Source organism: Tsuneonella dongtanensis (genome assembly GCF_001698205.1).
Lineage (GTDB): Bacteria > Pseudomonadota > Alphaproteobacteria > Sphingomonadales > Sphingomonadaceae > Tsuneonella > Tsuneonella dongtanensis.
The window spans coordinates 2,690,706-2,716,636 of sequence record NZ_CP016591.1; the positions used below are offsets into that span (position 1 = coordinate 2,690,706).

The 25,931-nt window shown below is 64.6% G+C and carries 26 protein-coding genes, 1 tRNA gene and 1 other RNA gene; 11 read left to right on the top strand and 17 right to left on the bottom strand.

Annotated elements, in window-relative coordinates; genetic code table 11:
* Positions 1-412 precede the first annotated feature (412 nt).
* Both A6F68_RS13085 and A6F68_RS13090 read left to right on the top strand, forming a co-directional pair.
* Complete coding sequence (locus A6F68_RS13085) at positions 413-1,300, top strand: tryptophan 2,3-dioxygenase (protein ID WP_067681001.1); 888 nt, start codon at positions 413-415, stop codon at positions 1,298-1,300.
* An 85-nt stretch (positions 1,301-1,385) separates the two neighbouring features.
* Positions 1,386-1,949: a S24 family peptidase gene (locus A6F68_RS13090; RefSeq protein WP_232308151.1), complete on the top strand. Its 564-nt coding sequence runs from the start codon at positions 1,386-1,388 to the stop codon at positions 1,947-1,949.
* Between the two features lie 150 nt (positions 1,950-2,099).
* Here the strand turns inward: A6F68_RS13090 and A6F68_RS13095 are convergent, their stop codons facing one another.
* Positions 2,100-3,566 carry a DUF6035 family protein gene (locus A6F68_RS13095; RefSeq protein WP_067681004.1) on the bottom strand — a complete coding sequence of 489 codons (1,467 nt, stop codon included), beginning with the start codon at positions 3,564-3,566 and terminating at the stop codon, positions 2,100-2,102.
* Between the two features lie 46 nt (positions 3,567-3,612).
* Positions 3,613-4,386 (bottom strand): BrxR family transcriptional regulator, encoded by a 774-nt coding sequence (locus tag A6F68_RS15085; protein ID WP_067681008.1) that lies wholly within the window; start codon positions 4,384-4,386, stop codon positions 3,613-3,615.
* 75 nt (positions 4,387-4,461) lie between these two features.
* Between A6F68_RS15085 and A6F68_RS15090 the strand changes: the two genes are divergently transcribed.
* From A6F68_RS15090 to A6F68_RS13115, 5 genes are all read left to right on the top strand, one after another.
* Entirely contained in the window at positions 4,462-4,611 is a 150-nt protein-coding gene (locus A6F68_RS15090; RefSeq protein ID WP_157096746.1) for a hypothetical protein, read from the top strand.
* Positions 4,612-4,738: 127 nt separating this feature from the next.
* A complete protein-coding gene (locus tag A6F68_RS13105) occupies positions 4,739-5,065 on the top strand; it encodes a hypothetical protein (RefSeq protein ID WP_067681010.1) in 327 nt (108 codons plus the stop codon).
* 488 nt (positions 5,066-5,553) lie between these two features.
* Positions 5,554-5,970, top strand: coding sequence for a hypothetical protein (locus A6F68_RS13110; RefSeq protein WP_067681013.1), 417 nt, complete (start codon positions 5,554-5,556; stop codon positions 5,968-5,970).
* 132 nt (positions 5,971-6,102) lie between these two features.
* Positions 6,103-6,213 carry a hypothetical protein gene (locus A6F68_RS15095; protein WP_157096747.1) on the top strand — a complete coding sequence of 37 codons (111 nt, stop codon included), beginning with the start codon at positions 6,103-6,105 and terminating at the stop codon, positions 6,211-6,213.
* Positions 6,214-6,521: 308 nt separating this feature from the next.
* Complete coding sequence (locus tag A6F68_RS13115; protein WP_067681016.1) at positions 6,522-7,100, top strand: hypothetical protein; 579 nt, start codon at positions 6,522-6,524, stop codon at positions 7,098-7,100.
* Here A6F68_RS13115 and A6F68_RS14780 read toward each other — a convergent pair.
* Both A6F68_RS14780 and A6F68_RS13120 read right to left on the bottom strand, forming a co-directional pair.
* Positions 7,097-8,689 carry a site-specific integrase gene (locus A6F68_RS14780; protein WP_074428323.1) on the bottom strand — a complete coding sequence of 531 codons (1,593 nt, stop codon included), beginning with the start codon at positions 8,687-8,689 and terminating at the stop codon, positions 7,097-7,099. The genes A6F68_RS13115 and A6F68_RS14780 overlap by 4 nt on opposite strands.
* 80 nt (positions 8,690-8,769) lie before the next feature.
* A tRNA-Tyr gene (locus A6F68_RS13120) sits at positions 8,770-8,855 on the bottom strand.
* A 119-nt stretch (positions 8,856-8,974) separates the two neighbouring features.
* On the opposite strand from A6F68_RS13120, the gene rlmB reads away from it, so the two are divergent.
* Positions 8,975-9,766: a 23S rRNA (guanosine(2251)-2'-O)-methyltransferase RlmB gene (rlmB, locus tag A6F68_RS13125; protein WP_067681019.1), complete on the top strand. Its 792-nt coding sequence runs from the start codon at positions 8,975-8,977 to the stop codon at positions 9,764-9,766.
* Between the two features lie 22 nt (positions 9,767-9,788).
* Positions 9,789-10,646 carry a hypothetical protein gene (locus tag A6F68_RS13130; protein ID WP_067681022.1) on the top strand — a complete coding sequence of 286 codons (858 nt, stop codon included), beginning with the start codon at positions 9,789-9,791 and terminating at the stop codon, positions 10,644-10,646.
* A 36-nt stretch (positions 10,647-10,682) separates the two neighbouring features.
* Here the strand turns inward: A6F68_RS13130 and A6F68_RS13135 are convergent, their stop codons facing one another.
* From A6F68_RS13135 to A6F68_RS13175, 9 genes are all read right to left on the bottom strand, one after another.
* Entirely contained in the window at positions 10,683-11,090 is a 408-nt protein-coding gene (locus A6F68_RS13135) for an HU family DNA-binding protein (RefSeq protein WP_257784449.1), read from the bottom strand.
* A gap of 60 nt (positions 11,091-11,150) precedes the next feature.
* Positions 11,151-13,541: an endopeptidase La gene (gene lon / locus A6F68_RS13140; RefSeq protein WP_067681028.1), complete on the bottom strand. Its 2,391-nt coding sequence runs from the start codon at positions 13,539-13,541 to the stop codon at positions 11,151-11,153.
* Positions 13,542-13,627: 86 nt separating this feature from the next.
* Positions 13,628-14,098 (bottom strand): Csu type fimbrial protein, encoded by a 471-nt coding sequence (locus tag A6F68_RS13145; protein WP_067681031.1) that lies wholly within the window; start codon positions 14,096-14,098, stop codon positions 13,628-13,630.
* Between the two features lie 78 nt (positions 14,099-14,176).
* Positions 14,177-14,518: a YbaB/EbfC family nucleoid-associated protein gene (locus A6F68_RS13150; RefSeq protein ID WP_067682681.1), complete on the bottom strand. Its 342-nt coding sequence runs from the start codon at positions 14,516-14,518 to the stop codon at positions 14,177-14,179.
* A complete protein-coding gene (locus A6F68_RS13155) occupies positions 14,515-16,290 on the bottom strand; it encodes a DNA polymerase III subunit gamma/tau (RefSeq protein ID WP_067681034.1) in 1,776 nt (591 codons plus the stop codon). Before A6F68_RS13155 ends, A6F68_RS13150 begins: the two co-directional genes overlap by 4 nt.
* Before the next feature lie 50 nt (positions 16,291-16,340).
* Positions 16,341-16,435: signal recognition particle sRNA small type (ffs, locus tag A6F68_RS13160), an RNA gene on the bottom strand.
* 35 nt (positions 16,436-16,470) lie between these two features.
* Positions 16,471-16,749: an ETC complex I subunit gene (locus tag A6F68_RS13165; RefSeq protein WP_067681037.1), complete on the bottom strand. Its 279-nt coding sequence runs from the start codon at positions 16,747-16,749 to the stop codon at positions 16,471-16,473.
* A gap of 14 nt (positions 16,750-16,763) precedes the next feature.
* Positions 16,764-19,187 carry an ATP-dependent helicase HrpB gene (hrpB, locus tag A6F68_RS13170; RefSeq protein WP_067681039.1) on the bottom strand — a complete coding sequence of 808 codons (2,424 nt, stop codon included), beginning with the start codon at positions 19,185-19,187 and terminating at the stop codon, positions 16,764-16,766.
* A gap of 207 nt (positions 19,188-19,394) precedes the next feature.
* Positions 19,395-20,411: a polyprenyl synthetase family protein gene (locus tag A6F68_RS13175; protein WP_067681042.1), complete on the bottom strand. Its 1,017-nt coding sequence runs from the start codon at positions 20,409-20,411 to the stop codon at positions 19,395-19,397.
* A gap of 65 nt (positions 20,412-20,476) precedes the next feature.
* On the opposite strand from A6F68_RS13175, the gene A6F68_RS13180 reads away from it, so the two are divergent.
* Complete coding sequence (locus A6F68_RS13180; RefSeq protein ID WP_067681045.1) at positions 20,477-20,767, top strand: chorismate mutase; 291 nt, start codon at positions 20,477-20,479, stop codon at positions 20,765-20,767.
* Here A6F68_RS13180 and A6F68_RS13185 read toward each other — a convergent pair.
* The 4 genes from A6F68_RS13185 to A6F68_RS13200 form a co-directional block, all read right to left on the bottom strand.
* A complete protein-coding gene (locus A6F68_RS13185) occupies positions 20,764-22,077 on the bottom strand; it encodes a sensor histidine kinase (RefSeq protein WP_084001928.1) in 1,314 nt (437 codons plus the stop codon). The two genes, A6F68_RS13180 and A6F68_RS13185, sit on opposite strands and share 4 nt — an antisense overlap.
* A gap of 97 nt (positions 22,078-22,174) precedes the next feature.
* Positions 22,175-22,855 (bottom strand): response regulator transcription factor, encoded by a 681-nt coding sequence (locus A6F68_RS13190; protein WP_067681051.1) that lies wholly within the window; start codon positions 22,853-22,855, stop codon positions 22,175-22,177.
* 97 nt (positions 22,856-22,952) lie between these two features.
* Positions 22,953-23,249 (bottom strand): PepSY domain-containing protein, encoded by a 297-nt coding sequence (locus A6F68_RS13195; protein ID WP_067681054.1) that lies wholly within the window; start codon positions 23,247-23,249, stop codon positions 22,953-22,955.
* A 69-nt stretch (positions 23,250-23,318) separates the two neighbouring features.
* On the bottom strand, positions 23,319-24,029 hold the full coding sequence (locus A6F68_RS13200; protein WP_067681057.1) for an SIMPL domain-containing protein: 711 nt from the start codon (positions 24,027-24,029) through the stop codon (positions 23,319-23,321).
* A 100-nt stretch (positions 24,030-24,129) separates the two neighbouring features.
* Between A6F68_RS13200 and A6F68_RS13205 the strand changes: the two genes are divergently transcribed.
* On the top strand, positions 24,130-25,923 hold the full coding sequence (locus tag A6F68_RS13205) for an ABC-F family ATP-binding cassette domain-containing protein (RefSeq protein ID WP_067681060.1): 1,794 nt from the start codon (positions 24,130-24,132) through the stop codon (positions 25,921-25,923).
* The last annotated feature ends 8 nt before the right edge of the window (positions 25,924-25,931 follow it).

Genomic DNA, 25,931 nt, shown 5'->3' on the forward strand with positions numbered 1-25,931 from the left:
CTTGCAATGCGGTGAATGCAGCCCGATTCAGGCCGAACATCGCACTGCAAGGCCCTTGTAAGTTTAATCAGTCAACCACCCTAAGAATCGACAGGGTGAAACATGATTAAACGGTACGCGACACGTGTTGGCAAAAACGCGGCAGGGGATATCACGCATCTATGCAATCCAGGGGAGATGTGGTCCCCAAAGGTTGCCCGGGAGGTAATCCGGCAAATCGAAACTGGAGCCTATGAATATTGGATGGTTTTGCCTGATCGAACTGAATTACGATTTGAGATTTCGAATTGCGAAGTGACGAAGCTAGTACTCAACATTGTGGGATTCCAGACGATTTTTCTTCGAAACCTTCCTCGATGTTAAGTCGCCTTATTCTCCCATTGATCCATGTCTGGAGTACAGGGGAACGGGAATGACCATCAAGACCACTTTCGAAGACGGAGTGGAAACCTTCGAAGCGGAAATCCATGGCGAGACAGTCCAGTGGGATCGCCGCCTGACGTACGCCCGCCATCTGCGCACCGACCAGCTTCTGGCGAGCCAGGCCCCGGCGTCTGACAAGCCCGACGAAATGCTCTTCATCATCATGCACCAGACGATGGAGCTGTGGATCAAGCTGGTCCTGCACGAATTGGAAGAAGTGACCGGGCACATCCGCGCCGATCGCCTGCCGCAGGCCGAACGTACGCTCGACCGGATCGCGACGGTGCTGCAGCATATGGTCAATTCGTGGGAGGTTCTGGCGACGCTCAGCCCGCATGAGTTCCTTACCTTTCGCGGATACCTCGGCAAGGCATCGGGCTTCCAGTCGCAGCAATATCGCGAACTGGAATTTCGCATGGGCGCCAAGCGACCTGACTTCGTGATGATCCACAACGATGGCGACGAGGCGCGGATGCGGCTCGAAGCTGCGCTCGACGAACCTTCGCTCTATGACGAATTGCTCGCGCTGCTGGCGCGCCAAGGCTTCGACATTCCTGCCGACCACCTCGAGCGCGACTGGTCCAAACCTTACGAGCCAATTGCCGAGGTCGAAGATGCATGGCTCGCCATCTATACCGATGTGGAGAAGCATTGGCCGCTCTACAGCCTCGCGGAAAAGGTCGTGGCGCTGGAATACTACTTCCAGGAATGGCGGTTCAAACACATGAAGACCGTCGCGCGGGTTATCGGCGAGCGCGCCGGGACTGGCGGCTCTGCGGGTGTCGGCTATCTCGCCAAGGCGCTCGACCTGCGCTTCTTCCCCGAACTCTGGACCATGCGCACGAAAATGCGCCCCGGCGCGATCGAGGGCAAATAGCGATGGATGGCCGCCGCATCTGGGACATCTCGCAGCGGCTTGGCCCGCGTACCCCGCTGTGGCCGGGTGAGTCTCAGCGTTTGAGTTGCTCGGCCGCAACCCCGCCTATGTGCAGCAATTCATCAAGCGCGGTTCACCGCGAAAGCTCGATGACGAAGACCGAAAGACACTCGCCTGCTTCTTCGGCGTCGATGAGCAAGTGCTCGGCGGTCCCGCCAATCCGGTCAATGATGGTATGGTCGAGATCCCCGTTCTCGATGTGGAAGCATCTGCCGGGTTCGGCGCGGTAGCTGCCAGTGAGACTGCACACACCATGTTCGGGTTCGACGAGCGGTGGCTGCGGCACCTGACGTCGGCCAAGAGCGCTAGCCTGTCGATCGTTGGCGTAAAGGGTGACTCGATGGAGCCCACTCTCAGCGATGGCGACGAGGTCCTGGTCGATGCTTCAGATCACGGCTCGCGGCTGCGAGACGGGATCTACGTCCTTCGCTCTGATGATACCCTCGTCGTGAAGCGTATCGCTATCAAACCAGGTGGTCGCCAGATCACCATTGCCAGCGACAATCCGGCTTACCCTACCTGGCACGACATGGATCGGTCGGAGGTTCACGTGGTGGGCCGGGTTATCTGGTTTGGCCGAGCCTTGTAGCGGCAGGACTTGGGCCGAGAGCGGAATGGCTGCTTTCCGGCATCTTGGCATGAGAAGCGGACCTTCGATCAGGCAACGACCGAGAACGCAAGACCAGAAAGTCGATGTTTGCGGTAGCTTGGGTGCACCGCGAAACAAGTGCTCGCGGTGTTAAGCTGCTTCCTTGCCATTTGAGTTGAGGTTGTCATTAGCCATGTAGGATGACCGCGATGCACCTCGCGACAAAAATGCACAAAGGCGTTCCTCATCTTCACCCATCGCATATTTGGGGTCGCTTCGGAAATTGTTCCGCTCATCCCGGATTTTCGCTGCTAGCCTCCCGGTCCGGTCATCGCGGTCGAAAATATCCTTCGTTCCAAATGCGCGCAGCAAGAAGCCGTAGGCCAGAAACAGGTCGGGGTGCTGATGGAAAATGTGATGACCGATCTCGGCAAGATTTTTGTAATTGAAACCAACCGGCTTTCCCGCCCTCGCGGTTTCAATCAGATGGACGATCCGGCTGACCTTCATGAGGTCCGGATATTTTCCCTCGAGGCCATAATTTAACGCCAGAAGGCGATCGTTCAGGTCGAGCCATCGGTCGTGGCGATTCATAAAGTCGTTATCGGCGCAGTCATCGAGAACCAGACTCAACACCTGCTGCCGCAGATCATCTTCAAACGCGATTCTGGCCTGTTCGACAGTGGCTCGTTCGGTGGCGATTCGGGCAAGCTTTGCCGCCTTGATCTCCTCGGCTAGATTGGCAGCCTCGAGCGAATAATCGAATGCCTGGACAGTCTGCAGATCGACATCGACCTCGATCTCGTCCCAGCTGACCAAGCGTTGTACCCACTCGTCGACAATGCTGTCACCATCGATGCCCGGCTTGCGGTGCCAGCACTTCATCATGAATGAGCCGGTTGCCTCTGATGCCTCCGCAGTGCTTTCATCGACCACAAAAATGTTGGAGTTGTTCGCGAACAGAATGTCATCATCTGTCATGCGGCGATAGTTGGGGTGAAAGTTCGGCAGGACCCAGACAAGCGCCGCGCGTTCCGTGCGATAGAATTCTCTCCGGCATAGCACGACATCGAGGAAGGTGGTACTCAGCTGAACTTCAAAGGCGAGACGCAAGTCTTCACGCCGGGCAGATACGTCAGGGCGACGCAAGCCTGCCAGGCCTTCGCTCGATCGCCATGTTTGTTCGCCGAGCAGGTCCGTAAACCGATGATCGGCAGAGAGACTTCTCAGGACAAGCGCCTTAATCCGCTTGTGCGCATCGCTTTCCTGCGTTCCCCGATATTTCATGGCCCTGATTTCGGCTTCGGTCAGGCTTGTGCGGGTGACTGCCGGGCAGGAGCCATTTTCATGGCGATGCCGGAAGAAGAAGCGTTTGCTCGTGCTGCATGCGAGATAGACCGGAACACCGCAAGTCGCGCAAACCAAGCGTGCTTCGCCTCTTTTTACCAGTGATTTGAGCCCCTGACGCAGCAGGATTGCACGCTCGTACCGGAATGCACGGATCAGGCGCCGGACATCGAGCACGAACCCCGATCTCAGGCTTCGCACCTCGTCGATTTCGGGTTTTGCGACTGCTTCGGCCCATGCGCGCGGAGCAATGGTTGTGTTTCCTGCCATGGTCACCTCTAAACTGATGGCAGGCAAATTTCACGCCCGCCAGAACCTAGCACCGTTCCAATCGCGCTCCCGATCGATTGAGCCCCCAACGCCTCTCGATGTAGAACTCCAGCGACCTTCGAACCTGAAAGCTCAGGACATCCTCAGTGAAACCGTATTCCAGTCGTACAGCCGCCTTCTGCGCATCCGACAGACTGCTCAATGGCCTGAGGCGTATCTCAACCAATTCTTCCCAATCAACATCTCGTGGAAGCTTCTCGCCAATCGGCGCGGCTGAAAAGCTGCTTTCAGGCAGTACGCGTACGGGAAGGTAGTCACGCCATTCCCGATGGTGGAGACTCCATGCCCGGACATGCAGTCGCTCACCGTCCGATGCAAAATGAGCCGGCGCGATCCATTGGTTCAGGCGCAGCCCGCTCGACATCGAGACATAGTCGATTTCAATCTTCAACTTCTGTTCGATTGCTTGATAAAGCTGGCGCATAATGAAAGGCGGACATTGCCGAACGGGTGACGGCAGGCGGGAGTAGTTGCCCGGAACGGTGCCTGTAATAAGTTGATCGGGCGAGCCTATATCGTGCGGGAACGGCAGCCCTGCATGCCTTCGATCGGCCACATAGCATTTACGGACCGTGTCATAGGTCGGCTTCGGGTCTGCTACCCGCTCCAGATATTCCCTGAAATCGATCGCGGCTTGAGGGGAGGAAATGCCGAACCGCTCAATCAGGTCCCTACGGTTCACCTGCCCACGCCACGACAGGCATTGATCGAGATAGACCAGTCGGGCGAACATCGCCGGTTTGAGCTTGGAACCATTCATCGGGCTGGACGCTACTTGACTCCCTCTTTACTGTCTATATAAATTTTATACATATTAAGATTCGAGGATTGATTAATGCGCATCCTGCACACGAGCGACTGGCATCTGGGGCGCCAATTCCATGGTCTGACCCTGGAGGAAGACCACGACCACGTCCTCGTTCAAATTCTGTCGACCATCGATGATCATGGCCCCAAGCGAACGAACCGCGCGAAAGTCTCCTAAGAGAACTGGCCCCGGCCGCGCAGCTTGGCCTCTCTGCTCGCATCAACGCACTAACTCGACGACCACTCGACCCGGCTCCGGCCACGGACGGCAGCGGCCCACTCGCCATTATCTGACAAGGACATCCATGAACTACCTCCCCTCCACGCCAGACATCGGCGGGGCAAACCTCGCCGCCTATCTCGGGGCGATCCCGACCGCTTGGCGATATTACATCATATCGGCACCCGCCTTGGCCCTGCCGGGTTCCGTAGGCGACCACGCCCGCTACTACATCGTGAGCCGCCACCAGCGGCGCGAAGTGTTCCGCGGTATTCTAAGGGCGACCCACCAACGCATTCCGCTCTGGGCCAAGGATTGCCTTGCCTCGGTAGTCGAAAACCGGGACTTCATGACCCATGACCGTGAAGCCTACCACGCCTCCCGGAACGAGAACCGCTCCCGTGTCGGCTGACCCAACCCCGGGTTACGCCAAGTCTCTTGCACCTGAAACGGCCGCGAAGCTCGCCGATATGGAACGGAAGGCTCGCGCCCCCAAGCGAACCCGGAAAGCGGTCACGAGGAAACCAAAGGCGCCGACTCTGCGACCGTCCCGTCCGGTACAGTTGGACAACCATGTGCAACGGTTTCGCCCTGCGCTCATCCTCCGCGCCGCCGCGATTTCCAGCAGGCACGATCCGCTGCCTCACGTGTGATTCCACGCGTCTCTCGCTGGCACCCGCATCGCTGACGTTTGCTGCTGCGAGGTGTGTTGTCCAACGAAGCCAAAGGCCGCGCCCCTTGGTCCCGTGGATACTGGCCGCCGCCAAGCTAGAAGCATGGGATCATCCTTCCGCACCCCCGGCATCCGCATCGCGTGACTGCTGCACTACCCGACCTGAAAATGAACCCCCGCCGCGAGCCGATTTGCGCCCGCACACACACACACACAAGGAACACGAATTGACCCGTACCCCCTCCGCCGTCCTCGCCGATCTTGAGGCGGCCCAGAAAGACCTAGCCTTGGCCCAGCGCCTCAAGACTGCCGACAAGCGCATTGAGCAGCTCACTGCCGAGTACGAGGCTGCGCGCGCGGAAAGCGACCGAGCAGAGGCCGAGGCCCAAGCCGCCGCTCTTGAGGCGCGTTTCGCAGGCATCTCCGACATTCGCATCGAGACACGTTCGCCCCAGCATTTTAACAGCGTCCTCCAGAACACCTACATGGTGACTTGGACCGCGCCCAAGTGGGACCACCGCACGAACGGCACTACTCCCTCGCAGCACACCATCGCAGGTTTCCGCGCCGTCCCCGGCAATGTCCTCGCATATCTGATCGAACGGCAACCGGAGCTATCGCGCTGGAGAACCCCCCGCTCTTGATCGTGTCGGACATGGACCGGTTTCGCGTCCACACGAACTGGACCAACACCGATCAGAAGGTCCACGAGTTCAGCCTGGACGACTTGGCAGACGGTGCGACCTGCAGACGCCGCTGGAATCGACCGAAGCCACATGGGGAAGATCGAACGCGAGGAGCGCAATGTGAGCGTGCTGAACGTTGCGCGAGTTGCAAGGGCACTAAACGTAACAGTCGCGTCCCTGATGCCCTCTGCCGGACTTTAGCTAACGTGCCCGTGATAGGCAGAGCGACCAACTAATTGCGTGGACGCGCGGAGCGGGGCAGTCAATCGACCAGTTCCGCGGCTTGGCCAAAACGATCGGACAAGGTTTTTCGGTCACTGCCTAATAGCAACCTGCCGTATCTTCAGGCGTTCATAGCGGCGTTAGTTGAGCTAGGGGAGGAGGAGTAAGAAAGAGGGAAAGGCGGCTAAAAAATTGGCTGCCCCTTTCCGCTTTCAAAACTTCTCTTAAATGACCGAACCGCGAGAGCCGCAAACCGCGATAATCTTCTCGCTAGGTGGGGTCGTACGATGGATCAATCTGGACTTGAGCAAGTGAAGGAGCGCCTTGCGCGTTTGCAGGCCGCGGCGGCTGTTATCGCGTCATCTGCGCCAACGAAGGATCGGGTGTCCGCTTGGCTCGATTTTCTGCAATTCCACGGCACCATCTATTCGAAACTGGAGCAGGCGGCGAAGTCTGCTCCTGAATCGAAGGACTGGTTTCAGACCAAGCGAGCGGAGCGAAAGTCAGATGATTTGCTGAAATACCTTCATCATGCTCGTAACGTTGGCGAGCACACGATTCAAAAGGCCGCGTCACAAGCTACCTGGGCAATCTCCGGCAAAGTTAGCGACGCCGGGATACCCGCGTTCATGGGTTTCAAATTCGACGCACAAGGTAAACCCGTTCCAGAAAGTTCCGGGATGAAGGACGTAACAATCCATGAGAACGAGGTATTGCTCAACGCGGTGGTTGATCGTGGCGTGACTTACTATCTCCCCAAAGAACACGCGGGCCAACCGATCAAAGGGAGCACGGCCAAGGAAATCGCCGCACTTGCGCTGCATCACGCGGAAAGCATGGTAGAGGAAGCCGCGGCATTGACTTAAATAAGGCGGGGTCCGTCGGTCTTGTAGAGGTGCGACAGCGACAGTCCGCGGTATTCCACCTTGGACAGCGCCACCGCCTTCTGGCGAGCCGACAAGCCGTCGCCGTAGATGCGGCTCGACCCGGCCTCTGCCCTTCGCGCCAATGCAAGGGCCGTCCTATCGGGCAGCTCCGCCGCGCGCAGCCGATCCTCAAAGTTGTGCCGAAACGAGTGCATCCCCAGCTTGCGCCCAGTGAAGCCCAGTCGCTTCACGTGCTTGCTGAACCTCTCGGCCAGCTTGGCACCCGTCTGGCCACGCGAGTTCGTGACACCTTCAGGGAACAACAGCGTTTCCTTTGCAGCCCTGCGCGCTGCGGCGTAATCCAGAAATCCCATACGCAGCAGTTCGGGGTGTACCGGCAACGTACCGCGAGAGCCGGTCGTTTTGATGGTGCGCCCGTCGTACTCCGTTATGCGAACCACCGGTACACCGCCCTCCTCGCCAACGTCCTCTACCCGCACGCCAGCCGCTTCGCCGTTCCGAAAGCCGTGAAACAGGCAAAGCAAGGGGACCCAATAATCGCCCACACGGCCAGCGTTGGGCGTCCAAGGCTCGCCCCAAGGCCCGCTGGAGAACAGCGTCTTGAGCTGCTCCGCGGTGAAGGCGTCTCGCCTGTCGGCGTCGTCAACAGGGTCATGGACCTGCAAGCCGACAAACGGGCTGGAGGCGATCCACTGCTCCTTGACCGCCCAGTTGAACATAGCCGCGATATGTATGAGGTACACATCGTTGACCGTTTTGGGCTTGATGGTCGGCAGCCCCAGCTTCCCGCCCTTCGTAACCGCCTCGCGTATTGGAAGGCCAGCTAGTTCGCGCCGCTTCCCGATTTGTGTGGGAAGCAGCTCCACCAGCTTCACTAGGTCCCGCGCGTCTTGCCGGTTGACGCCGTCCACCGCACGGTTTCCCAGTTCATCGCGCAGAACGCGAAACACCGGCTGGACCGCCTTTTTGCTTGAGCCGCTCCAACTGGGGGCCTTGTCCGCCTCGTACGCGGCGATGAGGTCGCTGACAGTTCCTTCGAAGCTACCAGCCGCGTGCGGTGGCACATTGCGCCCTCCGAGCGCCGCATTAGCCCCGCGCTGCCCATCAATGGCCTGCCGAAGCTCCGCCAGCTCCGCCTCTCGCTCCTGCAAGAGATCATGCCAAGCGGCCTCCTCCGGCGATAGTTCGGCCGTGCTCATTCGAGCGCGCCGGCGCTTCTCAATCCGCAGCTCTCGGCGAGCGTCGCGTCGCGCCTGTTGGGCGGCTAGAGCTGCCTTGGCCGCTTCCCGCTCCTCGCGCTCCCTGTCGCTTTCCATGGCCCTCTCTGGGGCTGCTTCGGCTCTGTGCCGCGCAAGCTGAGCATCACGTTCCGCGTCGAACAGGTCCGCTGCATCGGCAAGGCGGGAAATGGCCTCGCGCCGGTCCTTGGTTCGGAGCGAGCGGCTCCATTCTTTCTTAGGAGCGCCATTCGGCCCCCGCCAAAAGGTCTGGTCCTCGGCGACGATGGGGCGGCGGTAATCGTACACGCCGTGGGGGTTTTTTTGGAGGTACAACGGCTCGTCCTTCATACTACGATTGTAGCACCCAGTCGTCGCCAAGCCACTGCTTTTCTGCTGTTTTTCAGCCATTCCAATATCTTGGAAGGCTGTGGTGGACAGGGCTGGATTCGAACCAGCGTACGCTTGCGCGGGCAGATTTACAGTCTGCTGCCTTTAACCACTCGGCCACCTGTCCACACAGGGCCTGCCGTTCCGGTTGAGAATGACCCCGATGAGGGGCCGGCCGGCCGAGGAAGGCGCGCAATGGCGAAGGGACGCTTGCCTGTCAATGGCCCTGCTGGCAGGGGGCGGATCATGGCGAAAGGCGAACGCAAACGCGCGATGCGCGGACGGGCGGGACGGATGCAGGGCGGACGCGGCTCGGGCCGCGCGAGCACGGGCCAGGTGCGGCTCTGGGGCAGGCATGCGGTCGAGGCCGCGCTCAAGAACCCCGAGCGCAGCCACCGCAAGCTCTGGGCCACCCGTGAAGGCGTGGCATCGCTCGACGGTGAACTGCCGAGCGACTTCCCGGTCGAGTGGGCCGATGGGGCCGATCTCGCCCGGCTCGTCGCGCGCGATGCCCCCCACCAGGGTCTGGTGCTGGAATGCGCCCCGCTCGACGACGTCTTCCTGGAAGATGTCGTCGGGGATAGCGACGCGCCCGTCCTCGTGCTCGACCAGGTCACCGATCCGCACAACGTCGGAGCGATATTGCGCTCGGCGGCGGCATTCGGCGCTGCAGCGATCGTCACCCAGGATCGCCACGCTCCGCCCGAATCGGGCGTCGTCGCCAAATCGGCGAGCGGGGCGCTGGAGACGGTGCCATGGGTCCGCGTGGTCAATCTGGCCCGCGCGCTCGATGAACTGGCGGAAGCCGGATACTGGCGGATCGGGCTTGCTGGGGAAGCGGAGACGACCCTGGCAGAGGCCTTGCCGACCGGGCCGATTGCGCTCGTACTCGGGGCCGAGGGCGAAGGCATGCGCCACAACATCGCCGGGCACTGCGATGCACTGGCCCGGCTGCCGATATCGGATTCCATGGAAAGCCTGAACGTATCGAATGCGGCGGCAGTCGCGCTCTATGCGATAGCCACGCGCAAGAGGTAACAAGCCGGGGAGAGTCGTATCGATGTTCCATGTCAGGTCGACCGCGCGCGCCATCACGGTCATTGGTCTTGCCGTTTTGCTCACCGGCTGCCTGTTGTGGCCGGGCAGGTTCACCTCGACACTCGATTTGCGCAAGGACGGGGCCTTCACCTTCAGCTACGACGGCGAGATCCACCTGATGGCGCTGAGCAAGCTCACGCGAATGGGGGACAAATCGGCATCCGACGAATTCGTCGCGGACGAATGCTACGACGACGAGCTCGTGCCGCGCGAGTGCACCCCCGCTGAACTCGCCGAGCAGCGCAAGGTCTGGGAACAATCGGCGGCCGAGCGCGCAGAAAACAAGCGGCAGGAGGAAGAAGCAGCCCGCGCGATGCTGGGCGGGATCGATCCTTCCGATCCCGCCGCGGCCGAAGAACTCGCGGCAAAGCTGCGCCGCCAGCGCGGCTGGAAGCGCGTGGAGCACAAGGGCGACGGGCTGTTCGACGTCAGCTTCGCGCTTAGCGGACGGATCGAACACGACTTCCAGTTCCCGACCATGGAGGGGTTTCCGATGGTCAACCACTTCGTCGCACTGACACGGCGCGCAGACGGCACGGTGCGGATCGAAGCCCCGGGTTTCGCGCCGCAAGCAAGCGGCAACCCGTTTCAGGGAATGCTGGCCGGAATGGGCGGGATGCCGCTCGGCAGCACGGAAGGCGATACGAAGGGACCGACATTGCCGAAGATCGACGGCAAGCTGACCATCGTGACCGATGGCGAAATTCTCGCCAACAATACCGACACCGGCCCTGAAATCGTCGCCGGAGGTCGGAAGCTCGATTGGACCATCAACGCCCGCACCAAGGCGGCCCCGACAGCGCTGATCAGGTTGGAATAGAAACCGGGGTGGAGCCGGACCGGTCCGGCGCCGGATTCAGTTCACGGAATCCTTGAGGACCTTGCCGGCCTTGAACTTGGGCTGGTTGGACGCCTTGATCTTCATCGGCTCGCCGGTGCGCGGGTTACGCCCGGTGGAAGCCTTGCGGCGGGCGACCGTGAACGTACCGAAGCCGACCAGGCGAACTTCGTCGCCCTTCTTGAGGGCGGCGGTGATCGCATCGAAAACGCCTTCGACCGCGCTTGCCGCGTCGCTCTTCGAGAGCCCCGCGGTCTCCGCGACCGACCCGATGAGATCGTTCTTGTTCATTCCTTCCCCCTTGCAACTGCGAGCGACCGCACGCGACTCCGCAGAATCGCCATGATGATGAAAGCGCGGACTTGAATGACTTTTGCCGCCCGAGTCAAAGATTAATCGGGCGATGGCGGATGCAATCCGCCCCACCCCGTCCCTTTCGGGGACACGGATCGGCCTGACCGCGGATTCCGCAACGGAATCCGGGGGTCAGTGCGCCGTTGCGCCCTCGCCAGGGGTAGCCGGTCCGGGCTGGCTGGCCAGGTCGTCGGCGTCGCTCCAATCGATCGATTCTAGGGGTGCCGTCAGCGCGCGTTCGAGGACTTGGTCGACATGCGCGACCGGCACGATCTCGAGCCCGTCCTTGATGTTCTGCGGAATCTCGGCGAGGTCCTTGACGTTCTCTTCGGGGATGAGGACGGTCTTGATGCCGCCGCGCAGCGCCGCGAGAAGTTTCTCCTTCAAACCGCCGATCGCCAGTACACGGCCACGCAACGTGACCTCGCCGGTCATCGCCACGTCGGGGCGCACCGGCACACCCGACAAGGTCGACACGATCGAGGTGACCATACCCACGCCCGCGCTCGGCCCGTCCTTGGGCACGGCGCCTTCGGGCAGGTGGATGTGGATGTTCTTGCGCTGGAACAGGCTCGGGCGGATGCCGTAGGCCGGCGCGCGCGCCTTTACGAAGCTGAAGGCGGCGGCGACGCTTTCGGTCATGACTTCGCCGAGCTTGCCGGTGGTCTTGATCTCGCCCTTGCCGGGCGTGGTGACGCTCTCGATCGTGAGCAGCTCGCCGCCGACCTCCGTCCAGGCCAGGCCCGTGACCGCGCCGACCTGCGCTTCTTCCTCCGACATGCCGTGCTTGAATTTGCGCACGCCGGCGAAGTCGCCAAGGTTTTCGGGCGTTACGACGACCTCGGTCGCCTGCTTCTCCAGGATCTTGCGCAAGCTCTTGCGTGCCAGGCGCGCAATCTCGCGCTCGAGCGTGCGCACGCCTGCTTCGCGCGTGTAGTAGCGGATCAGGTCGCGCAGGCCCTCGGTGGTGAGGGTGAATTCACCGGACTTCAGGCCATGCGCCTCGATCTGCTTGGGGATCAGGTGGCGCTCGGCGATCTCGACCTTCTCGTCCTCGGTGTATCCCTCGAGGCGGATGATCTCCATCCGGTCGAGCAGGGGCTGCGGCAGGTTGAGGCTGTTCGCGGTGGTCACGAACATGATGTCGCTGAGATCGAGGTCGAGTTCGAGGTAGTGATCCTGGAACTTGTTGTTCTGCTCGGGGTCGAGCACCTCGAGCAGTGCCGAGGCGGGGTCGCCGCGGAAATCCTGACCGAGCTTGTCGATCTCGTCGAGCAGGAACAGCGGGTTGCTGGTGCCGGCCTTCTTGAGGTTTGAGACGATCTTGCCGGGAAGGCTGCCGATGTAGGTGCGGCGGTGGCCGCGAATTTCGGCCTCGTCGCGCACGCCGCCCAGCGACTGGCGCACGAATTCGCGCCCCGTCGCCTTGGCGATCGACTTGCCCAGGCTCGTCTTGCCCACGCCCGGAGGTCCGACGAGGCACAGGATCGGCCCCTTGAGCTTGTTGGTGCGCGCCTGGACCGCGAGGTATTCGACGATCCGGTCCTTGACCTTCTCCAGCGCGTAGTGATCCTCGTCGAGGATCGCCTGCGCCTTGGCGATGTCGCGCTTCAGCTTCGACTTCTTGCCCCACGGCAGCCCGAGAAGCACGTCGAGGTAATTGCGGATGACGGTCGCCTCGGCGCTCATCGGCTGCATGGTCTTGAGCTTCTTGAGCTCGCTCTCGGCCTTGGCGCGCGCTTCCTTGCTGAGCTTCAGCTTGGCAATCTTCTCGGTGAGTTCGGCGATCTCGTCGCCGTCCTCACCGTCGCCGCCACCCAGTTCGCTCTGGATCGCCTTCAACTGCTCGTTGAGGTAATATTCGCGCTGCGTCTTCTCCATCTGCCGTTTCACGCGGCCGCGGATCTTTCGCTCGACCTGCAGGACCGAAAGCTCGCCCTCCATGATCGCCATGACCATCTCGAGCCGCTTCAGCGGGCTGGGTTCGGTCAGCAAGGCCTGCTTGTCGCTGACCTTCCCCTGGAGCGCTGCGGCAATCACGTCGGCCAGGTCGCCTGCGTCGTCGATCTCCGAGAGATCCTGACCGGCATTCTCACCGAGCTTCTTGTTGAGCTTGGCATATTCGCCGAACTGTTCGACCACCTGGCGCATCGTCGCCACGACTTCGCTGCCCGATGCCGTCTCGGCCTGCTTCACCTCGACTTCGGCGACGACGAACCCGTTCTCCGGCCGCATGGCGACGAGCTGGGCACGCGATCCGCCCTCGACGAGCACGCGAACGGTGCCGTCGGGCATCTTGAGCAGCTGGAGCACCTGCGCGACGACGCCGACATCGTAGAGTTCGTCGTCGGTGGGATCGTCGGTCGCCGGATCGAGCTGGGCGAGGAGGAAAATGTCCTTGTCGCCTTCCATCGCCGCCTCGAGCGCGGCGACCGACTTGGTGCGACCGACGAACAGGGAGACGACCTGGCCGGGGAAGACCACGATGTCGCGAAGGGGAAGCAAGGGAAAAAGCTGGTTCATGGGTAAATCCGTCCTGGATGCGGGATATGGGGTCGCCCTGTCGGGGGTGCAATCCCGCGGTAATCGCGGCTGTGGACGGGCGCGCCTCAGAACGCGACGGTAACGGTCACCGTGTCGGTGTAGGATCCCCCCGCCCCAACCGTCGCCTCGCCATCGACCCGGCCATATGCCGTCAGGTGATGCAACCCGTTCGAGGTCACCGCCGGCACGGCCGTCTCCCGATCCCATGGCCGCTGTCGGGCAGGGTCCATGAAGATCGTGTAGGGCACGAATCCGCTCACCCCTGCCAGCCGCCGCTGCGAACCCGCCTCGTTATGCCCGCCGTCGAGCGCGACGGCGAAAGGCACCTCGCCATTGCAGGCGACCGCGATGCGCGATTCGGCGTCCGCGCCGGACCCCTCGCTTGCATCGAATGTCATCGGGCTTGCACTGACCGAGCAGCTCGGCCGAATGACGAGCGAGACCCGCATCGTCGCGGACCGCTCTTCGGCGCACACCGGCGCTGCCAGCGCAAGGGTTGCCGCAAGGGTCGCGATTGCCATGGGCCGGGCAGTCATCGCGCGACGATGCCCGATCCTGGGAGCAGGTTAAATGCGGTTAACCACGCATGTCCCGATGAGGGCCGAATTAACCGGTCAGCTGAAGCCCGGGATGTCGAGGCCGGGCGGCAGACCCATGCCCGACTGGATCTTGGCCATCTCCTCACCCGCGACCCGATCGGCCTTGCCCCGCGCGTCGTTGAACGCGGCCGTGACGAGGTCTTCGAGCATCTGCTTGTCGTCGGGCACGATCAGGCTGTCGTCGATCGAGACCGAAAGAATGCGGCCCTTGGCCGTCGCGCGAATCCTGACTAGGCCGCCGCCCGCGACACCCTCGACCTCTAGGCTGTCGAGCTTGGCCTGGGCGTCGCCCATCTGCTGCTGGATCGTTTCGGCGGCCTTCTGCGCGGCGGCCAGCATCTCTTCCATCGATTTCATGCGCGGTGTCTCCACGGGGGGCTGTTCACATCATCGTCAGCGATGAATTCTGCGTCGGGAAAGGCGTTAAAAGTCGCCTCTACCAGAGGGTGCGCGCGCATTTTCGCGTCCGCGTCCGCCCTTTCGGCCTGATCGCGCTCGACCAGCGTCGGCTCACCGCCTTCGGCCACCTGCTCGACTTGCCAGCGGTTCCCGGTCAATTCGAGCAGCGCCTGGCGCAGCTCGGGTCCGAGATCTTCGGAAAAGCCCGGCGCCTGCGCAAAGACCAGCCGGTCCGTGCCGATCTCGACCGGGCGCACCTGCATGCGCAAACGCGAAGCGAGGTGGAGCGATCCGCCCTCCCGCTCGATGCGGCTCACGAGCTCCGCCCAGTCGACCTTCGGTGCGGTGGCCACCGGCGCCGAGGAACCGTCCGAGGACGAAGCGGCCGGTGCCGCCGATGCGGCCCGAGCAGCGACTTCCTCCAGCTTCTTCGCCAGCGTACCCGGGTCGGGCATGTCGGAGGCATGAAGCGTCCGCAAGAGCGCCATCTGCGCCGCGACCAACGGGTCGGGCGCACCTTTCACCTCGTCGTAGCCGCGCAGCAGAAGCTGCCAGAGGCGGTGGAGTTGGCCCGGCGAGAGCCGCGCCGCCCAGTCCTCGATCACCGCGCGCTCCTCGGCGGTCGGCGCATCCGCGCCGCTGCCGCCGACCTGCGTCACGGTTATCTTGTTGGTGAGGTCCATCAGCGCGCGCATCAGGGCAAGCGGTTCGACCCCCAGCGCATACTGGTCCGCGAGCGCCGCGAGCAGGCCCTGCGGGTCGCCTTCCAGCAGACAGGCGAAGAGCCGTCGCTGCGCCCCGCGATCGGCCAGGCCCAGCATGTCGCGCACGCGGCCAGCCGTCACCTTGCCCTCGGTATCGAGGTCGGCATGGGCGATCGCCTGGTCGAGGATCGACAGCCCGTCGCGCACCGAGCCTTCCGCTGCAGCGGCGATCAGGTGCAGTGCCTCGGGCTCCGCTTCGACGCTCTCCTGCCGGCAGATGCTGGCGAAGTGCTGTTCGAGCAGTTCCGCCGGAATGCGCCGCAAGTCGAAACGCTGGGTGCGGCTTAGCACGGTGACCGGCAGCTTCTCGACCTCGGTGGTCGCGAAGAGGAACTTCACATGACTAGGAGGTTCCTCAAGTGTCTTCAGCAAAGCATTGAAAGCGTTGCGGGACAGCATGTGGACTTCGTCGATGATATAGATCTTGTAGCGCGCCGAGACCGCTGCGTAGCGCACCGCCTCGATGATCTCGCGCACGTCATCGACGCCGGTGTTGGACGCGGCGTCCATCTCGATCACGTCGATGTGACGGCCCTCTGCGATCGCCGTGCAAGGCTCGCACTGCCCGCACGGATCGATCGTCGGACCGCCCTGCCCATCTGGACCGATGCAGTTGAGCGCCTTGGCGATCAGCCGCGCGGTCGAGGTCTTGCCGACTCCGCGCACGCCGGTCATCAGGAACGCATGCGCCAGCCGGTCGCGCTTGATCGCATTGGCGAGCGTGCGCACCATCGGTTCCTGCCCGATCAGCTCGCTGAAGGTCTGCGGCCGGTACTTGCGGGCCAGCACGCGATAGGGCTGCGCCGCCGAATCGACGGGCTTCGCGGACGGCGGTGGCGGCGCGGCCGGCGCCGGATCGCCGAACATCGCGCTCTGGCCCGCAGCCTCGAGATCGGCGGCGCTGGGAGGCGAATCCTGCGTGCCTTCAGCGGGCGTGTCGCCGTACATGTCCCCGGAATCGGTCATGCGCCGAAGCTAGGGGCTGGCGCGCCGAAAGTCATGTGGATGATGGGAAGAAAAGAGGAGCCGGCCGACCCGCCGCAACCCGTTGTGGCTGCTTCCTTCCGGACCTGACCAGGTTGGCGGACGCAAGCGTCCGACCGACTCCCGGCGGCGCATATGGCGGGGGATGCTGGATAAATCAACTCACCGAAAATTATCGGCGTAGGCCTGCAGCTTGAGCGTTCTGGACGGCGTCGCGTGGACCCGCGCAGGAATCCCGTACTTCGCCGCGTAGGCCTGGGCCTCCTCGCACGTGGCGAACTTCAGCACGACCTGCGCCTGCGTGTCGCCGCTGCCGGTCCAGCCCATGAGCGGATCGGGCTTGCGCGCCTCGGACTGCTCGAATTCGAGGATCCACTGGTCGGTAAGCGCCTTGCCAGACTGCATGGCGTTCTTCGGGCGTTGGTAGATGCGTGCGGGCATGGCGGGCTCTTAATTCAGCTTTCCGACCGTTGGAAGGCGTTCTTCGTCTTGAGGCTCGGCTTTTCGGTCCATGGTTCGTCGGGCCAGCGGTGCTTGGGATAGCGGCCCTTCATGTCCCTGACCACGTCGCGCCAGCTTCCGCGCCAGAAGCCGGGCAGATCGCGCGTCGACTGGATCGGCCGCCCGGCGGGGCTCGTGAGCTTGAGCAGCAAGGGCGTCTCCCCGACCATAGGATGGCTATCGAGACCGAACAGCGCCTGCACGCGCACTTCGACGCTCGGGGCATCGTCGCCCGCATAATCGACCGGATGCGACGAACCCGCGGGCGAGACGAATTCGCGCGGCGCGAGCCGCTCGAGCCGTTGCCGCGCGTCCCAGTCGAGCAGTCCCAACAAAGCGTCGACTACCTTGCCCGGCGGCAACGCGAGGTCGCGGCGTCCGGCGAGAAGCGGACGCAGCCAGATATCGACATTTTCCCTGAGGACGGCGTCCGACAGAGCTTCGATTCTTGCGTATCCCGCCCGGGCGGCGAGGCCACGCGGAACGATCGTCGACAGGTTTTCCAGTGCCTTGCCCACAAGCATGTCCACAACCGCATCGGTATCGGGCGCGGGATCGGGACCGCTGGCAAGCGTGATGGCCCCGATGCGCCGCTCGAGCCGCGCTTCGACCCGCTCGCCCGACCACGCCAGCGCGGAGCGCTTTTCGATCCGGTCGGCAATCCACCGTTCCACGTCCGCGGTTTCCAGTGGCAGCGCCGCGGTGATGCGCGCACCCTTGGCCTGGCCCTGCGCATCGCCGATCGCGAGCCACTCCGAGCGCGCGAGGGGACTGGCCGGATCGAGCAGGAAGCCGCGTCCCCCCGCCGATAGCCAGTGCTCGCCCGAGGGATCGCGGCGTCGCGCAAGATTGTCGGGCAGTCCCGCGAGCAGATGGATCGCGAGCGGCGCATCGTCACGGCGCGAGCGTTCCACCTGTGCTTCGGCCTTGCGCGCCCAGCCTGCTGCCAGCTTGCGGCTAGCCTCCGCACGCGGAGAGCGGTCCCCGTTCCAGCGCTGGAGGCGCGCGGAAAGGTCTTCGCCCCGCCCTCCCAGCCCGCGTTCCTGCAGCAGCAACGCGATGCGCGCCGCCGCCTCTGCCGCGCCGTGCTCTGCCCCGGCCAATACCATCGCGGCGTGTGCGGGATCGAGCGGCAGCGCGGCGAGCATCTTTCCGCGTTCGGTAATCCGCCCATCGGCGTCGAGGGCACCGAGCGCCTGCAGGCGTCCGCGCGCCGCCGACAGGCTCGCAGGGGGCGGCGGATCGAGCCACGCCAGCGCTGCCGGATCGCCCGCCCCCCAGCGCGCGAGCGAAAGCACCAGCGGTGCGAGGTCGGCGGTGACCATTTCGGGCGGATCGAAGGGCGGCCGGCCCGGGTGCGCAGCCTCTTCCCAGAGGCGATAGGCCACACCGGGGCCCTGCCGAGCGGCGCGGCCTGCACGCTGCGCCGCGGCGGCCTGGCTCGCGCGGCCGGTGACGAGGTGGGTGGTGCCCGCGGCCTTGTCGAACTCGGCGCGGCGGGAAAGCCCGCTGTCCACCACCACCGATACGCCGTCGAGCGTGAGCGAAGTTTCGGCGATGCTCGTGGCGAGCACGATCCTACGGCGCCCTTCGGGATCGCGGCGGATTGCGGCACGCTGGCCAGCCGGCTCGACCTGCCCGTGCAGCGGCAGGATCGCAGCATCACGCAGCCGCTCGGCCAGTCGCTCGCGCACCCGCTCGATCTCGCCCACGCCGGGCAGGAAAGCGAGCACGTCACCCTGCCCTTCGCGCCATGCGGTGGCGGTGGCATCGGCCATCGCATCTTCGAGCCGTTTCTGCGGAGACGAGCCCAACCACCTGATTTCGAGCGGATATGCCTTGCCCGCGCTTTCGATCACCGGCGTGTCGAGGCCGAGCAGCCGCGCGAAGCGAGAGCCATCGATGGTGGCAGACATGACGAGCACCCGCAGGTCCTCGCGCAGCACCGCGCGGCTCTCGAGCGCAAGGGCGAGGCCGAGATCGCCGTCGAGGTGCCGCTCGTGCGCTTCGTCGAACAGGATGGCCGAAACGCTCGCCATTTCGGGGTCGTCGAGCAGCCGATTCACGAGGATCGCCTCGGTCATCACGAGCACGCGGGTCTTCGCCGACTGGCGGCTGTCCATGCGGGTCGCGTAGCCGATCGTCTCCCCGGCCTTCTCGCCCAGCAGCTCGGCCATTCGCTCCGCCGCCGCACGCGCCGCCACGCGGCGGGGTGAGGTGACGATGACCTGGCCCGTGCACCACGGCTCGGTGATGAGCGCGGGCGCAACCGCGGTGGTCTTGCCCGCGCCCGGCGGCGCGATCAGCACCGCACCGGTTGCTTTGCGCAGGGCGGCGAGCAGGTCGGGGAGGACGCTGTGGATCGGCAGGTCGCTCATGGCGAAGTCACACCGAACCGCCTGTTTTGAGAAACTCCGGCAGGCCCTCGCTCATCCGTAAAAGAGGCCATTCGGCTGTTGGAGCCGTGACCTTGCGAGTCCGGTGCCGAGCGAGCACGATGCGGGGCCGCCTGGAGGATGCGAAGGAAAGCGAGCCGGTCCATCGGCAGCGGACTGCCACATCGGGCGCCGTGTAGGAAAGCGTGCTCAGTACCCGCGCGCGACCGCGAACTCGGCGGCTTCGGCCATGGCGCGCCGCGCCGCGCTGTCGGGGAAGATCGACAGCGCGTCGATGGCGCGGGACGCGAAGTGCCGCGCGCGTTCGCGGGTGGCGAGCAGCGCGTCGTGCCGGGCGATGAGGTGCGTGGCTTCCTCGAGCGCGGCATCGTCGGTGCGATGGCCCGCGATCGCCGCCTGCCAGAACTTGCGCTCGTCTTCACTGCCGCGGGCATAGGCGAGAATCACCGGCAGGGTCATCTTGCCTTCGCGGAAGTCGTCGCCGCGCGCCTTGCCCATCGTGCTGGCATCCGAATCGTAGTCGATCGCGTCGTCGACGAGCTGGAACGCGATGCCGAGATTGCGGCCATAGTCGTCGAGCGCCTGCTCGCGCCGTTCGTCGCATTCGGCAACGACCGCAGCGATCCGGCTGGCGGCGGCGAACAGCGCGGCCGTCTTGGCGCCGATGATCGAAAGGTAGCGCTCCTCGCTCGTCTCGATCTGGCGCTGGGCGGTAAGCTGGTCGACCTCGCCCTCGGCGATCACCGCGCTGGCGTTCGAGAGGATCTTGAGCACCTTGAGGCTGCCGTCCTCGACCATCAGCTCGAACGCGCGGGAGAACAGGAAATCGCCGACCAGCACGGTCGCGGGGTTGCCGAAGACGATGTTCGCCGCCGCCTTGCCGCGCCGCAGGTCGCTGCCGTCGACGACGTCGTCGTGGAGGAGCGTGGCGGTGTGAATGAATTCGACCGCCGCGGCGAGCTTGTGATGCCGCGTGCCGTTATAGCCGACGACCTCGGCGCCCGCGAGCGTGAGCATCGGCCGCAGTCGCTTGCCTCCGCCCGAGATCAGGTGCCCGGCGAGAGCGGGAATGAGGGGAATCTTCGACTGCATCCGGTCGAGGATCACCGCGTTGACCGCGTTCATGCCGGGCGCGGTCAGCCCGAGCATCGGATCGAGCGATGGCTGGCCTTCGGGCCGCTTGAGGGGGACGACGTCCGCAGTCATGCCTTGGCCATGCGAAAGCGCGGGTTGCTTGGCAAGCACGGAATCGTCGCTATCGTGCCGCCGCGATGGCCGAGACACCCGATCCCACCCTCGCGGGCTTCCGCAAGAGCATCGACAACATCGACGCGGCGCTGATCCACATGCTCGCGGAGCGGTTCCGGATCACCCAGGCGGTGGGCGAATACAAGGCCAGGGCCGCCCTTCCCCCCGCCGACCCTGCCCGCGAGGCTGCGCAGATCGCCCGCCTGCGCGCGCTGGCCGAGGATGCTCATCTCGACCCCGAATTCAGCGAGAAGTTCATCCGCTTCGTGATCGACGAGGTCATCCGGCACCACGAGAAGGCACGCGGGGCCTAGCCCGCCCGCGGCAAGGTCAGCCGCACCAGCAGGCCGCCAAGGTCCTCGCTTTCACCAAGCGAGACTTCGCCGCCGTAGATTTCCGCGACGTCGCGCACGATCGCGAGGCCGAGGCCGGTCCCGGGCTTGCCGGTGTCGAGCCGCGCACCGCGGTCGAAGATGCGGATGCGTTCGGCCTGCGGGATGCCCATGCCATCGTCCTCGACCCAGATGGTGCAGGCTTCCGCGTCGGGTTCGGCATCGACGGTCACGAACACGCTGCCGCCGCCGTACTTCGCGGCGTTCTCGATCAGGTTGCCGAGGATTTCGTCGAGGTCCTGCCGCTCGATCGAGACGACGGCATCGGCGTTGCCGTCGAGATCGAACCGCGTGTCTTCGTAAATACGGGTCACCGCGCGCAGCACCGCCTCGACGCTGGGCCAGACTTCGGCACGCGAATGCCCGGTCGCCCGGCGGCCGACAGCACGCGCCCGGGCGAGGTGATGCTCGACATGGCGCTGCATGGTCTTCGTCTCGCGGCACACGAGGTCGGATAGCTGAGGGTCGTGCGCGGTCGCGGCGTTGGTGAGCACGGTGAGCGGCGTCTTGAGCGCGTGGGCCAGGTTGCCCGCATGGGTGCGTGCTTCCTCGGCCTGCTTTTCCGAGTGCGCGAGAAGCGAGTTCAGCTCTTCGACCAGCGGCTGCACCTCGAGCGGCAACGGGTCGCTCACCCGGTTGCGGCCGCTCGCGCGCATCGTCTGGATCGCGCGCCGCACCCCGCGCAAGGGGCCGAGGCCATACCAGGTCTGCAGCATCGCCATGCCGAAGAGCCCCAAGCCCAGCACCGCGAAACTCCAGTACAGGATCGAGCGGATGCGGCTGAGCTGCGAATCGAGCTCACCCCGGCTCGCCGCCACGGTGAACCACCAGCGCACGTCGCTGCCCGGCAGGGTAATCGACCGTTCCGCGATCCGCAGCGGCTCGCCGGGAAACTGGTTGGAATCGTAGATGTGTATCTGGGAATCGGCATGGTCGCCGCGGACTTGCAAGGTGCGGTCCCACAGGCTGCGGCTGGGATAGTCGTCGTGCCCGTCGCCGCTGATCTGCCAGTAGAGTCCGCTGTTGGGTTCGAGGAACCGCTGGTCGCCGAGAGGGCGGATGAAATACACTTCCCCGTCGGATGCGATCTCCGCCGAAGCTACCATGGCGGTCAGCATGTAGCCCAGCTGCTCGTCGAAGTTCTTTTCGACGAGGTTGGTCATCGTCCGGTCGAGCGCGAAGCCGCCCGCGAGCAGCAGCACGGCGATCCAGCCGAACGCGATCAGCATCATCCGCCGCGACAGGCTGCCGGTGTGTACCGGAGCGGCCGTCGCGACGGTCACCGGGCCATCGGATGCAGCGACAGGCGCTGCGCCCGGGGCGCCCGGCTCAGTTCGCGCGGGGCTGCTCGTCGGGGTCGTCGAGGCTGTAACCGAGGCCACGGATGGTGGTGATCACGTCTGCACCCAGCTTCTTGCGGATGCGCGTTACGAAGACCTCGATCGTGTTCGAATCGCGGTCGAAATCCTGGTCGTAGATGTGCTCGATCAGCTCCGTCCGACTGACCACCTTGCCCTTGTGGTGCATCAGGTAGCTGAGCAGCTTGTATTCCTGCGCGGTCAGCTTGACCGGCTCGCCGGCAAGGGTGACCCTACCCGAGCGGGTATCGAGCCGCACCGGCCCGGCGGTCAGCTCGCTCGAGGTGTTGCCCGAAGCGCGGCGGATCAGCGCGCGCAGGCGGGCGATCAGCTCCTCGGTCTGGAACGGCTTGGCAAGGTAGTCGTCGGCGCCCGCATCGAGCCCGGCGACCTTGTCGGACCACGAATCGCGCGCGGTAAGCACGAGGACGGGGAACTTGCGCCCTTCCTTGCGCCACATGCCGAGCACGGTGAGGCCATCGATCTCGGGCAGGCCGAGGTCGAGGATCACGGCGTCGTACTCCTCGGTGCTTCCAAGGAAGTGGCCGTCTTCGCCGTCGGTCGACAGGTCGATGGCGTAGCCGTTCTGCTCGAGCGTGCTCTTGAGCTGCTTGCCGAGTGTCGGTTCGTCCTCGACGATCAGGATGCGCATGGGCGGATTGTCCCTGTTATCTTCTGCGCCGCGATGTGGGCGCTGAAGATGAACGCGTCAACCGACGCCGCGGTTTCCGCCACGGCGGAAAGGACTGTCAGCGCGATACACCCAGCACTCGTCCGGTACGCGCATCAACATCGACATAAGTCACCCGGCCGTCGCGGATGAACTTCAGGCGATAGGCCATCGCGGTCGAATCGTAGGCCGGGCCAAGGTACTCGCTGCCGCGCATATTCGGGAGGACGCGGCTTTCGATCTGCCGCAGCGACAGCACGTTGCCGGCGCGCATTTCCTTGCGCGCCTCGCCCTGGTCGCTGCGCTGCTGGGCAAGCGCAGGCGCCGCCGGCAGGACCAGCGCCAGAACGGCAAGCGAGGCGGCAAGCTTCTTCATGACGACCTGATGCCTATCCCCGGGGCATTGAACAACCCGTGAATGCGGCTGCGCAGCGGCGTTCAGGGATCAGCGGGTCATCTCGAAGGTGACACTGACGGTGACCGAGGTTCCGACGAGTCCCGGCTCGACCGGGGTCGACTTGGCGTCCATCGATTGGACCGCTTCGCGTTCCAGCATCGGCATCGGGCGCCCGGGGTTCACCGCTTCGCTGATCGAGACCACCCGAACGCCTGTGTAACCCGCCCAGCGGGCGTACTCCGCCGCCTGCGCGCGCGCCTTGTCGAACGCCGCCTTGCGGGCCTGGGCACGCGGGGCGCTGTCGTCGTCCATCGAGAAGCTGGGTCCCGACAGGTCGGTCGCCCCCGCAGCAACGAGCGCGTCGAGCACCGGACCGGCGCGCGACACGTCGCGCAGCGTCACGCTGACACGGTTCGACGCCTGGTATCCGCGAAAGATCGGGCGCTGGCGCGCCTGATCGTAATCGTACTGGGCGCCCAGGTTGATCCCGGTGGTCTGGATGTCGTCCGCCGCGATGCCCAGCGACTTGATGCGCGCGATCACCGCATCCATCGCCTTTGCATTGGCGGCCATCGCGGCAACCGCGGTCGGCGCGTCGGTCGTCACGCCCGCGCCAACCTCGGCGATGTCGGGCTTGGCCTTGACCGTCTCGGTCACCGAAAGTTCGACCACCGGGCCCTGCGTGGCGACCTGAACGTCGGCGGCCGCTGCGGGAACGGCGATAGCGGCGAGGGCAAACGGAATGGTGGTACGGATCATGGTCTGAAGTCTCCTTTGCCGTGCTGGCTGGACCTGCAGCCATTACGCACCGGTGAACCGGCTTGTTCCGGGCGACGCGGGCCGCTAGGTGCCGCGCCCCATGGCACAGCCTCCGATCCTCAGCTGGGAAGGCCTCGGCCTGCAACAGGGCGGCCGCTGGCTGTTCCAGGACCTCGACATTCACATCGGTCCGCGCGACCGGATCGCGCTGATCGGCCGGAACGGCGCCGGCAAGACCACGCTGTTCAAGCTGATCGACGACCGGATCGAACCCGACAAGGGCCTGCGCAAGGTCAAGCCGGGCACGCGCATCGTCCTGCTGGAGCAGGAGCCCGACCTGTCGGGCCACGCCACGCTGATGGACTGGGCGCTTGCCGGCGAGCACCCGCCCGCGGTCCATGAGGTCGAGGCGATCGCCGGCCAGCTCGGCATCGACATGAGCCGCGGCACCCAAGGCGCGAGCGGGGGTGAGCGGCGCCGCGCGGCGATCGCCCGCGCGCTGGCGCAGGATCCCGACCTGCTGCTGATGGACGAGCCGACCAACCACCTCGACCTGGCCGCGATCGACTGGCTCGAAGACTGGCTGAGCCGCTACAAAGGCGCGTTCGTCGTCATCAGCCACGACCGCACGTTCCTCAAGCGCCTGACGACCACGACCCTCTGGCTCGACCGCGGGTCGATGCGGCGCAAGGAGGTCGGCTTCGGCGGCTACGAAGCGTGGGAAGAGCAGGTCTATGCCGAGGAAGCGCGCAACGCCGAGCGGCTCGACGCCAAGCTCAAGATCGAGGCCCACTGGCTCGAACGCGGGGTCACCGCCCGCCGCAAGCGCAACCAGGGGCGGCTCGAGAAGCTGTGGCAGATGCGCGCGAAACGGGCGTCGATGCTCGGCCCGCAGGGCACCGCGAAGCTGCAGCTGGCGGTAGAGGAAGACTTCAAGTCGAAGTCGGTCATCGTCGCCGACGACGTCTCCAAATCGTTCGGCGATCGCAGGATCATCCGCAACCTCAACCTGCGCATCCAGCGCGGCGACCGGATCGGCGTGGTGGGCGCGAACGGCACCGGAAAGACCACGCTGCTCAAACTGCTGACCGGCGACATGGCGCCAGACAGCGGTACGGTGACCATCGCCAAGACGCTGACCGGTGTGATGATCGACCAGCAGCGCAGCCTGATGTCGCCCGACAAGACCGTGCGCCAGGTCCTTGCCGAGGGCGGCGACTGGATCGACGTCGGCGACGGGCGCAAGCACGTGCAGGGCTACCTCAAGGAGTTCCTGTTCGACCCATCGATTGTCGATGCCAAGGTCGGCACGCTCAGCGGCGGCGAGCGCAGCCGCCTGCTGCTGGCGCGCGAGTTCGCCCGCAAGTCCAACCTGCTGGTTCTCGACGAGCCGACCAACGACCTCGACCTGGAGACGCTCGACCTGCTGCAGGAAGTGATCGCGGATTACGACGGCACCGTGCTGATCGTCAGCCACGACCGCGACTTCCTCGACCGCACGGTCACAATGACGCTCGGCCTCGACGGCAGCGGAAAGGTCGACGTGGTCGCCGGCGGCTACGAGGACTGGGCAGCGAGGCGGCGCGAAGCGGCGGCGCCCGCCGCGAAGTCCGCAGCGAAAGCCGAAACGGCGGCTCCCCCGCCCCCTCCCCCGCCGCCGCGCGCGGCCAAGCTCTCCTACAAGGACCAGCGCGACTACGAACTGCTCCCCGCGAGAATCGAGGAGCTTGAGCGCGCGATCGCCAAGGGTGAGGACATCCTCTCCGATCCCGACCTCTACACCCGCGACCCGCAGCGCTTCGCCACGATCTCGCAAGGCGTGGCGAATGCCCGCGCGGAAAAGGAAGCTGCGGAGGAACGCTGGCTGGAACTGGCCGAGCTGGTCGAAAGCTGATGCGTCAG